Annotated in this window: 9 protein-coding genes; 1 reads left to right on the plus strand and 8 read right to left on the minus strand. The window is 60.3% G+C overall.

Annotated features, from left to right (window positions below):
* Nucleotides 1-6: 6 nt before the first annotated feature.
* The 4 genes from MOV74_RS00310 to MOV74_RS00325 all read right to left on the minus strand — a co-directional run bounded on the left by MOV74_RS00310 (nt 7) and on the right by MOV74_RS00325 (nt 4,316).
* The gene (locus MOV74_RS00310; protein WP_246916390.1) at nt 7-1,068 is read right to left on the minus strand and encodes a Gfo/Idh/MocA family protein; all 1,062 of its coding nucleotides are present in this window, start codon (nt 1,066-1,068) and stop codon (nt 7-9) included.
* Between the two features lie 70 nt (nt 1,069-1,138).
* A complete protein-coding gene (wecC, locus tag MOV74_RS00315; RefSeq protein ID WP_246916392.1) occupies nt 1,139-2,401 on the minus strand; it encodes a UDP-N-acetyl-D-mannosamine dehydrogenase in 1,263 nt (420 codons plus the stop codon).
* Nucleotides 2,394-3,518 carry a non-hydrolyzing UDP-N-acetylglucosamine 2-epimerase gene (gene wecB, locus MOV74_RS00320; protein WP_246916394.1) on the minus strand — a complete coding sequence of 375 codons (1,125 nt, stop codon included), beginning with the start codon at nt 3,516-3,518 and terminating at the stop codon, nt 2,394-2,396. The genes wecC and wecB overlap by 8 nt, the downstream gene beginning before the upstream one ends.
* 3 nt (nt 3,519-3,521) lie before the next feature.
* Entirely contained in the window at nt 3,522-4,316 is a 795-nt protein-coding gene (locus MOV74_RS00325; RefSeq protein ID WP_246916396.1) for a WecB/TagA/CpsF family glycosyltransferase, read from the minus strand.
* A gap of 178 nt (nt 4,317-4,494) precedes the next feature.
* On the opposite strand from MOV74_RS00325, the gene MOV74_RS00330 reads away from it, so the two are divergent.
* Nucleotides 4,495-5,382, plus strand: a complete 888-nt coding sequence (locus MOV74_RS00330; RefSeq protein ID WP_246916398.1) for a glycosyltransferase family 2 protein — start codon at nt 4,495-4,497, stop codon at nt 5,380-5,382.
* Here MOV74_RS00330 and MOV74_RS00335 read toward each other — a convergent pair.
* From MOV74_RS00335 to MOV74_RS00350, 4 genes are all read right to left on the minus strand, one after another.
* Nucleotides 5,379-6,611, minus strand: coding sequence for a hypothetical protein (locus tag MOV74_RS00335; protein ID WP_246916400.1), 1,233 nt, complete (start codon nt 6,609-6,611; stop codon nt 5,379-5,381). The genes MOV74_RS00330 and MOV74_RS00335 overlap by 4 nt on opposite strands.
* 12 nt (nt 6,612-6,623) lie before the next feature.
* Nucleotides 6,624-7,940 carry an HlyD family type I secretion periplasmic adaptor subunit gene (locus MOV74_RS00340; RefSeq protein WP_404979095.1) on the minus strand — a complete coding sequence of 439 codons (1,317 nt, stop codon included), beginning with the start codon at nt 7,938-7,940 and terminating at the stop codon, nt 6,624-6,626.
* 107 nt (nt 7,941-8,047) lie between these two features.
* Nucleotides 8,048-10,252, minus strand: a complete 2,205-nt coding sequence (locus MOV74_RS00345) for a peptidase domain-containing ABC transporter (protein WP_246916404.1) — start codon at nt 10,250-10,252, stop codon at nt 8,048-8,050.
* Entirely contained in the window at nt 10,230-10,565 is a 336-nt protein-coding gene (locus MOV74_RS00350; protein ID WP_246916406.1) for a hypothetical protein, read from the minus strand. Before MOV74_RS00350 ends, MOV74_RS00345 begins: the two co-directional genes overlap by 23 nt.
* Nucleotides 10,566-10,593 lie beyond the last annotated feature (28 nt).

Genomic DNA, 10,593 nt, shown 5'->3' on the forward strand with positions numbered 1-10,593 from the left:
CGCGCGTCATGCTATCGCTCTGGCGCGTTGCCGGGTTCCGTAAGGCTCCTGCAGCAATACCGGCGCACCCTGTTTTGCGATCGAGCACGATGCCGCTTCCAAAACCTCGATCACGCGGAGTCCGGAGGTGCCGCTGGAAATCGGCTGGGCACCGGTGCGTACGCAATCGACAAAATGCTCGACCTCCGTCTGTAGCGCCTCTGTGGGCGAGATATGCGGAGCCCACATGTCGCCGGCGCGATATCCGATCCGAAGTTGATGTGCATCTTCGGGAGGCGCGTCAAGCGTAATTCCCTTGTCATAGACCTTTATCTTTTCGGTCGGCTCGAGATCGTCGTAGACAATCATCTTCTTGCTGCCACCGATGAAAGTCTGACGCACCTTGACGGGCGACAGCCAATTGACGCTGACGTGGGCCACGCATGTGTTGGCAAAGAACAGCGTGATATGCGCCATATTCTCCGGCGAACCGGTGACATGGCACGAGCCGGTTGCAGAGACGGCGATCGGCGCCTCATCGAGGATATGGTGAATGATCGAGATATCGTGCACCGCCAAGTCCCAGATCACATTTACGTCCTTTTGAAACAACCCGAGACTGGCGCGCGTGCTGTCGTAATAGTAGATGTCTCCGAGTTCGCGGCTCAGCAGAAGCTCCCGAATCTTCTGGACCGCCGGCGTGTAGAGGAAGGTGTGATCGACCATGAGCGTCAGGCCACGACGATCTGCTTCGTCGATCAAACGGGTCACGAGCTCGGCGCTCGGCGCAAGCGGCTTCTCGACCAACACATGCTTTCCGGCCTTCAGCGCCGCAATTGCCAGCTCATAGTGGGTATGCACCGGCGTCGCGATAGCGATTGCATCGATGCTGGCGTCCTTGAGCAGATCTTCGTAGCGAGTGGTGGTTTCCACTGTCGGGTAAAGCTGCTTGATCGCGCCAAGCCTGCCCGGGTGCAGGTCGCTCACGCTGACGACGCGGGTGGCAGGGTTGATCGAGAAATTGCGAACGAGATTGGGCCCCCAATAGCCGTACCCCACGACGCCGATTCCCAGTTGACTATCTCGCATGCTAACCTCGATTCATTCAGAGGATACGCCTCTAGCCATCCTCTCGCTGACGGTCACATCACGTTGGGCGTCAAGTCCGCGCCGGCATATCCTGCCATATGCCTCGTGTATCTATGACGTCGAGATGCCGACGCTCCGACAGGGGCACCATCTTGAATTCGTCATGATCGACCAGGAGGACCGCGATCTCGCAGCTGCGCAGAGCCTCATCGATGTTCACGAAAGCGACACGGTGGTCGGCCAACTGAGGCGGCAGACGGCGAAGGTTCGGCTCGACGACCTTGACTCGCTCTCCGTACTTTGCCGCGAGATGCGTGGCTATCTCCATGGCGGGACTTTCACGCAAATCGTCGACATTGGCCTTGAAGGTCAATCCACAACAAGCAACGTTTGCATAGGGATGCTCGTCGATCAGCGCCTCTGTACGTTCGATGATGTTCTGAGTTTTGGCATTGTTGACTTCCCGGCTTGTCCGCATCACCCGAGCGAGGTCTGGTGCGGAGTCGATGATGAACCAGGGATCGACCGCAATGCAGTGCCCGCCGACTCCCGGTCCCGGCCGCAATACGTTTACGCGAGGATGGCGGTTGGCGATGTCGATCACCTCCCAGACATTGATGTCGAACCTCTCGCAAATCAGCGAGAGTTCGTTCGCGAATGCTATGTTGGTATCGCGGAAGGCGTTTTCCGTCAGCTTGACCAACTCGGCTGCGCGCGCCGTGGTCCCGACGCAGGCTCCGCGAACAAACATCTTGTAGAAGCGTTGAGCACGCCGCGTGCAGGTTGGCGTAATTCCCCCGATGCACCTGTCGTTGTTGATAAGCTCGGTCAGGATCCGTCCCGGCAACACGCGTTCTGGACAGTAGGCGACGTAAATCGCTCCGTCTTCCTTGCCGTTGACGCCTATGTGCAGATCTGTCCTGCGCTCGACGATCCGCTTTGCTATCGCCTCGGTAGTCCCGATCGGCGACGTCGACTCGAGGATGACGAGATTGCCGGGCGCAAGGATGTCGACGATTTGATCGACTGCCGCATTGACGCTTGAAAGGTCTGGACGGTTTTCGCGATCGATCGGCGTCGGCACTGCTATGATGAAGACGTCGGCAGGCTGCGGCTTGGTCGAGGTCGTCAGGGCACCGCTCGACACGACCTTGGACACGAGACCATCGAGATCTGGCTCTGCAATGTGAATTTTTCCGGATGCGACCGTATCGACGATACGCTCATTGGTGTCGATACCGGTCACCTGCAGTCCCCGGCTCGCTATCAGCGCTGCGGTCGGGAGCCCGATATAGCCAAGTCCAACGACATTGATCTTCTGAAATTCAGGCATCAAGAAGCACCTTCACGATACGCTCGCTCGCGTGCCCGTCACCAAACGGATTATGCGAACGGGCCATGGCGGCATAAGTCTCGTCATCGTCGAGTAGGCGAAATGTCTCGGCAACGATCTTGTCGTAGTTCGCACCGACCAGGCGCGCCGTCCCAGCCTCCACCCCCTCGGGACGCTCGGTCGTATCGCGCATCACCAGGACTGGTTTGCCGAAGGTGGGGGCCTCCTCCTGGACGCCACCTGAATCCGTCAGGACCAGATGGGACAAGGAGAGAAGGCTCACGAAGTCCGTGTATTCCTGAGGTGCGATGAGGACGACCCTCGGGTGATCCGACAACCGGGACGCAAACAAGTCGCGGACATTCGGATTCGGATGCACGGGGAGCACCACAGCAACATCTTCCCTGCGCAGGATCGTTTCCAACGCGTTCACGATGTTGACGACACCGCCGCCGAAATTCTCCCGGCGGTGGCAAGTCACCAGAATGATGCGTCGATTGCCGTGGCGCTTCTTAATGCCGTCCCAGCGGCTCGAGAGCCCCGGATCGGATTCGACCATGGCTTTCACGAGGATGAGCGCGTCCACCACCGTGTTGCCGGTGACGTGGATTCTGTCGTCCGAGACGTTTTCAGAGCGTAGCGCGCGTGCCGCGCGCTCTGTCGGCGCAAAATGTTGATCTGCGATCGAGCCGACGATCTTGCGGTTCACCTCCTCCGGCCACGGAGCGAAGATGTCGCCGCTGCGCAGTCCCGCCTCGATGTGCGAAACGGGTATCCGGTGGTAATAGGACGCCAGCGCACCGGCCATGGCAGTCGCCGTGTCGCCCTGGACGATAACCCTGGTGGGCTTCACCTTGTCGAGGAGCTGACCGATTTCTCCGAGCAACCGGGCGGTCAGATGATCCAGCGTCTGATTGGCCGTCATGACGTTCAGATCAAAATCCGGAACTACCTTGGCGAGCTTGAGCACCTGATCGAGCAGCTGCCGATGCTGTGCTGTCGCACAGATCGTTAACGAAATGTCCTTGCGATTCTCGGCCTTGAGTCGGTTGATGACCGGAAAGAGCTTGATTGCTTCCGGCCGGGTTCCCAAAAGGATGAAAAAATGCTTGCGCACGTCTCACCCTCCGATCCGACTCGGGCCCGGCGGCACGGCGCCCGGCGTGCCAAATGTATGCTCTATTGCTTGCTTGACGAGCGCTTGCACCAGGATGCCCGCAAACAATGTGTTCGTCGTGGCGTATCGCCACCACATCCGCCCGGGCTCTTGATAGATGCGGTAGAGCCATTCGAGGCCCAGCTTCTGAATCCGTACCGGCGCGCGCCGAACGGTGCCTGCGAGGATATCGAACGCACCGCCCACGCCCATGATAAAGGGTACGCCGAGCTCGTCACGATGGGCAGCGAGAAAGCGTTCCTTCCGTGGTGTCGGCATGCCAATGAAGAGACAGTCGGCCGCGCTGGACTGGATGTCCCGAACGACGTCAATCTCCTGCTCCGGCTTGAAGTAACCGTCGTGCCAGCCCGCGAAGACGAGTGAGGGACATCTCTCTCGCGCGCGTTGCATGGCCTGGTGCAGGACGGCGGGCGTGGCTCCCAGGAAATATGGTTTGCAGCCCTCCCGCGCACATACCACGAGCAACTCGGTCAGGAGATCGACACCGGCGACTCGCGAAGCGGCCGGAAGCCCCAGGGCCCGGGCCCCCCAGAGAATCCCCATGCCGTCGATGCTGACGATGTCGCTGTTGGCGACATCGGCCGCCAGCACAGGATCGGACCGCATATTGACGAATTTGGCGACGTTCAACGCCACATGTTGCAGCCGCCGGCGGCTGCGCATGGCGCCGCGCGCAATCTCGACGGTCTCCGCCATCGTCAGCAGATCGATAGGGCACGCCAGGAACGATGCACGCATTTGAATCGGCCTCCAAAAATGCAATTTTGTTTATGTTGCATTTAAGATTATTATATCGATAATATTGGACTAATATTTAATTGCAAGGATTAAATGCGCGGCTTTCTGCCTGGAAATGAGCGCTACTACGCCGGGCGCGCGTATGGCAGGCCAGGGCAATTAAATAGGGACATTTCAAATGATCTCAGTCATTATTCCCCACCTCAATCAGGCCGACGCCCTGGAAGCCTGTTTGCGAAGCCTGGATGCGCAGACCCTGTCCCGGGACTTGTTCGAGGTCATCGTGGTGGACAACGGCTCGGCGATGCCCCCGATGGACGTCATTGCCGGCCATTCCGGCGTAAGGCTGGAGCACGAGCCGCATCCCGGCCCGGGTCCGGCGCGAAACGCAGGCGCGGCCTGTGCGAGAGGCGACATTCTCGCTTTTGTGGATGCCGACTGCCGGGCTCATCCGGACTGGCTGACCGCGATCCATAAGGCGTTCCAGCAAGCCGGACCGGCGACGATCCTTGGCGGAGAGGTTCGCATCAGGCCTGCCGTCGAAGGGCGTTTCACCGCGATTGAGGCCTATGAAAGCGTTTTTGGCTTTCGCAATCGCTTGTACGTCACGAGGCACGGCTACTCCGTCACGGCAAATCTCGCGGTTCGCCGCGCCGACTTTGCGAGGATCGGACCTTTCCCGGGCATTCAGTTCGCGGAAGATATGCAATGGGGACAAATGGCTATCCACGCCGGCTGCGAATTTCGCTACGTTCCCGAGATGGTCGTGTTTCACCCTGCGCGGCGCTCTCTTCGAGAGCTCTATGCGAAGTGGGATCGCCAAATCACGCACTACCGCAACACGGCGCAGGCCGCGCGCGGTTGGCAGTTGCGCTGGTTTGCCACGGCCCTGCTCGTCCTCGCATCGCCGGCGGTTGGCGCCATCACCGTGCTGACGAGCGGACGCCTCCATGGGATGAGCGCGCGCCTCAAAGCGATTGCCGTTCTCTGCGCGGTTCGCAGCCATCGAACGACCAAGATGCTGGCCCTGCTTTGGAGAGAGGGCACGGTCGTCTGGAATCGCTAGCCGATCGCGCTGCCGTTGCCCTGCGGCTCGCCGCCAGGCGGGCAAGCTGACTGTTCGAACGCGACGTTGTGGCTGAGATCGCGCAAGTCGGTACGCCGGCCGAATGACCACAAAATCCAGCCGAGTTCGTAGCTGCGACACTCCAGTCGAACACCCACATCCGCGCTGTCGATCAGCTCTCCCCCGTTCTCGCGCCAGGCGTTCTTGACCGCACGCAATACGCGCGGCGCCTTGGTCGTCAATTCACCCTTGCGGATCTGCGAACGGATCGTCAGGTTCAGTTCAGGCACGAGCATGCTCCGGCCCAGCTGGTTGTGACCGAGTACCCAGTTGAATCCCCTGACCAGGGCATCCCGCGCTCCCCGTTGTCCAAAGCGCTCGGCCCATTCCAGCAGCGCCGGGGCCATTCCATACTGATGGACCGAATAGATTTCGTAGAAATCGAGGATGCGGCCGCTCATCGCATCGAAGAACCACGGCCATTCGCCTTGGGGCCCTTGAAGTGCAATCAGATTGCGCACGCAAGTATCGGCCATGACGAGCGCGGACGCGTCGCCGGTGAATTCGCCGTACTGATAGCAGGCGATGGAGAGATATGTTTGCGTCGCAAACGACGCGAAACGGCGACGGAAACCGGACGGCGCGTCGAAGAACAATCCGGACTCGCCATGGAACCGTTCCTTCAGGAAGCGGTAGAGCGAGCCTGCGAAGCATAGCCACTCCTTCTCGCCTGCCCTCGCCTGCGCGATCACTCCCGTCAGCAGCATGCCCAGATCCTGCGCCCGAAAAGCCTGCCACTGCGACTGATCCGAGAGAACGGCTCTCACCTCGCGCTTGACCTGCATCGGAATCGGGAGGCGGAGCTCCGCGGCGGCCCACAATGCCATGCCGAACGCATATTTGCGTACGGGAAGCGCAGTAAGCCTCACGACATTTCGGTAGAATATGTCCGGGAGGTCAATATCAGCCGGAAGTTCCGCGACCCGCGACATCCCAAGCAAGACGTTGAGAGTATAAAACACGTCACTATGGGGTAGCGACTCGTTCGGCGAAGCGCGCCCGTCGAGGTGATAAATATGCGACCAACGACGCTCTGCAGGCAGCCAGCAGCGTTCAAGCCCCTTGAGCGCATAGTTCACCAGGGGCGAGTTTGATGCAGGCACCTTGGTTGCAGCGGGCACTATGAGCTTCACACCAGAATTCGGACTGATCATCATTGCCAGCACCATTGTAAACTCGGTTCAGTACTCCCGGATGCTTTCATCCAGGCCGCGAAGCAGAGGATAGAGGAAATATGAAATCACCGTTCGCTGTCCGACCTTCATCTCGGCGGTAACAGCCATACCGGGGATCAACTGAACGCGTTCGGACGGCAGCCGAAGGTGCGTGTCCCGCAGATCGATCAGTACGCGGTAATAGGGAGCTGATGACCTGCGCACACCTTCGGCCTTCGCCTCTGGCGAGAACGAGTCCTGACTAATGACTCCGACCTCGCCAGTAGCGGTGCCGTACCTCTGAAATGGAAATGCCTCGAACTTCACTCGTACGGCCTGCCCGACCGCCACCTGTCCGATATCCCTCCCCTCCACGTTGACCTCCACCCGGAGCGCCTCGTCCCGAGGGACCAGCACAAACATCGTCTCGGCCTCGCGGATCACCGAACCTACCGTCCGATTGGCAATGTCGAGCACCACCGCATCCGCCGGTGCATTCAGCACGATCAGTTGTCGGCGGAGCTCCGCCTTTTTGAGCTCTTCGGCAGTGCCGTCGCGCTTTGGCAACGTCTCGACGAGTTCCTGATAGGCGGCGCGGCGAAACTCGGCCGCGAACACCTTCTGGTCTGCACGGGCCTTCTCCAGGCGATGCGTGTTGTCGATGATGCTGCCACGGACTCGCGCCAGGTTGCTTTCGACCTCCAGCCGCGCATCCCGTGATAGCAGGAAGTTCAATCTTGAACCGACCTCCTTGGCCATCAACGTATTTCGCATGGCTTCAATGGACTGCATCGTGTCCAGTCGCTGGGCCAGGACCAGCTCCTCGCTCTGAGCCGTTTTTAGATTGGCCTCGGCGGACGCAATCTGCGCGTCATAATTCTGGATTTGAAGGTCGAAGGCCGCCTTCCTCTGGAGGAATAGCCTTCTCTGCAACGCCTGGTCGGCGTTCGCCGTCCCATCGACGCCGTAGTCCGTGCCGTCCAACTCGGCTCGAAGCCGGCCGATGGAGGCGTCGAGACCCGCCAGGCGGCCGCGCAGTTGGGCAAGATCGGCTTGAGAGAATGTCGGATCGAGAACCGCAAGCACGTCACCGCGATTAACGGCTTCGCCGGCCCTGACCCGTATCTCCCGAATGACCGAGGTTTCCAGCGGCTGTACAACCAGGTTGGGATGCGTCGTGATCAACTTGCCCTGCGCAGTCACAATCATGTCAACGCGAGACACGCATGCGAATGTGACCGCCGCAGCGATCAGGGCGACGACACAATAGAGCGTGATTCGTCCCACACGCGGCGGCGTCAGCTGCTCGATCTCGGCTGCGTCTGACTGAAATTGCGCGACAATGCGAGAACCTGCGGGCGCGGACCTCAAGAGCCGGCGTCTCGTCAGTGAACGGGACGGAAGCCCGGATCTACCCGAGGCCGCCTCAGCTCTGGTCTTTTCAGCCGCACTCATGCGATCTGCCTCGTCTGCTGATTCCAGAGATGCCTGTAGAAGGTGCACTTCGACAGCAGTGCATCGTGACGATCCACATCGACGATCCGTCCACGGTCGATCACCAAAATCTGGCTTGCGTCCGACAGCATCGAAAGCCGGTGCGATACGATGATGACGGTCCGTCCCTCGGCGATACGTCGCAGATTGCGCCGAATGATCGCCTCGCTCTCGGAATCCAGCGCGCTGGTGGCCTCATCGAGGATCAGAATGCGCGGGTTGACGATCAAGGCCCGCGCGATGGCGAGCCGCTGCTTTTGTCCGCCTGACAGGTTCGATGCCTGCTCCTCGAGCATGGTATCGAACCCCCTCGGCAGCCGCTCAATGAACTCATCGGCGCCGGCGAGCTGAGCCGCCCGGACGACCTCCTCGAATGTGGCGTCGCGCCTCATGCAGGCGATATTTTCGCGCACTGTGCCTCGGAACAAGAAATTGTCCTGGAGCACGATCCCGAGATTCCGCCGCAGATGGGCGAGATCGATCTCGCGCGAATCGTGACCGTCGATGCGCACCAATCCCTGCTGCACCGGATACATTCCCGCGACAAGGCGTGTCAGCGTCGTCTTGCCCGAACCGCTCCGGCCGACAATTCCGAAGATCGAGCCGGGAGCGATCGAGAACGACACGTCGTCCAACGCCGGCGTTCCCTCGCCATAGCCAAACGTGACGTTTTCAAACTCGATCTGCCCGGCGAAGTCGGGCCGCAGGCCCTCACGCCGACCGTCGCGTTCCAGCTCCCTGTTCATGACCTCGCCGAGCATGTTAACGGCCAGCGCAACCTCTTGATATTCGTGCACCATGGTCACCATCTGCACCAGCGGCCCCGAAACGCGCCCCGCCAGCATGTTGAAGGCGACAAGAGCGCCGATCGTCATCTCGCCGCCGAAGACGTCGAGCGCGCCAAGTGCGACGATGCCGAGCGTCATCATCTTCTCGAGGAAACCGGTCAAGGCCTGAGCGCCCGCCGAGATTTTTTCAACGCCAAACCGCATCGATACCGACTGCGCGCAGCGATCGTCCCATGTCCTGTTCTGGCCGGGCTCCATGGCCAATGATTTCACGGTGCGCATTCCGTGCACAGTCTCGACCAGGAAGGCCTGGCGGCTGGCCTCGGCCTGATACAGCTGGTAGAGTCGTCGTCGGAACGGTCCTATCAAAATGGCAATCACGCTCGCGCTGATCACGGTGAAGGCCAGCACGACGCATGTCAGCTTGACGCTGTAGAGCGCCAGAACCGGCAGGAAGACGAGCAACGAAAGCGCGTCCAAGGCGGTCAGGAACAGTCGGCCGGTCAGGAATTCACGGATCCGGCCGGCTTGCTGCATGTGCTTCACCAACACGCCGGCCGAGATGCGCTCGAAGAAAGTTACCGGAAGTCCCAAAAGATGCCGAAACGTCCTGGTCGCGACCCGGATGTCGATCTTGTTCGTGGCATAGAGCAGCAGATAGCGCCGCAAGAAGCTGAAGACCGCGTCGAAGCAGAGCGCTAGGATCGCGCCGGCCGAGAGCACGTAGAGTGTCGTGAGGCTCTCGTGGACAAGAACTTTGTCGATGACGAGCTGAAAGAAGATCGGAAGCGCCAGCCCCAGCGCATAGAGGAACACCGCAGCAATTGCGACGTCGGAAAACAGCCGCCACTCCCGCAGCATTTCGGGTACGAACCAGCGCAGCCCAAAGGGCCTCTGGCCCTGCGATGGAGAGCTCTCGCGCTTGAACAGAACGACCTTTCCCGACCACATGGCGCAAAAGCGGTCCGCATCGACCAGCAAGTGCTCTCCCCTCCGCTCCGCCAGAGGATCGAAGACCGTTACAGCATCGCACTCCGGCCCGACGCCGACCACGAGGACCCAGTTCAGGTTCGAGAGCTGGACAAGAGCCGGATAGGCTTCGCCGAGCTGGCATATCGCCTTCCAATCGAGCTGCGCCGTGCGGGCGCGAAGGCCCGCATCATGAGCCATGCGCAGCAAGAGATCGGTCGAGATGCCGGTCTCGTCGACGGCATAGGCGTGCCGAAGCCGATCGGAAGGCAGATCGATGCCGTGATGTGCTGCGATCCTTGACAGGCATTCGAGGGCGGTTTGAGCAGCCCGACGCGGCTCGTCCTCCGACGAAGGCGGTCCCGGTTCGAACCTCTCGATTTCAACGGAAGTTGGTTGAGACATTGGGAGATCGTGGATTGTCAGAAACTGACGAGGCAGGTTCGACTCGCGCGCTCGTCTGTGGCGCGACCATCGGCGCCTTGGGCCGAGAGCGCTGGACGACGCCCGCATCGACCAGACCCTGAAGCGCGTTCTGCATCACCTCCACAGAGTTCGCGAACGACTCCGCAGAAAAGATCAGCCTTTGCCGAAAGACCTTCTTGGGCGCGTTGTTGGCGTCACGTTCCGTGGGCGAGAGACTGACCAGGTCCACCCGCACGATCGACCCGCCAATTGTGACCTCGTCAATCCCGTCTGTATAGAGTTCTGTATGCATCAGCCTGCTTCCCTATTTCGGTTGAGAT

Origin of the sequence: Bradyrhizobium sp. SHOUNA76, assembly GCF_023006445.1 — a bacterium.
Lineage (GTDB): Bacteria > Pseudomonadota > Alphaproteobacteria > Rhizobiales > Xanthobacteraceae > Bradyrhizobium.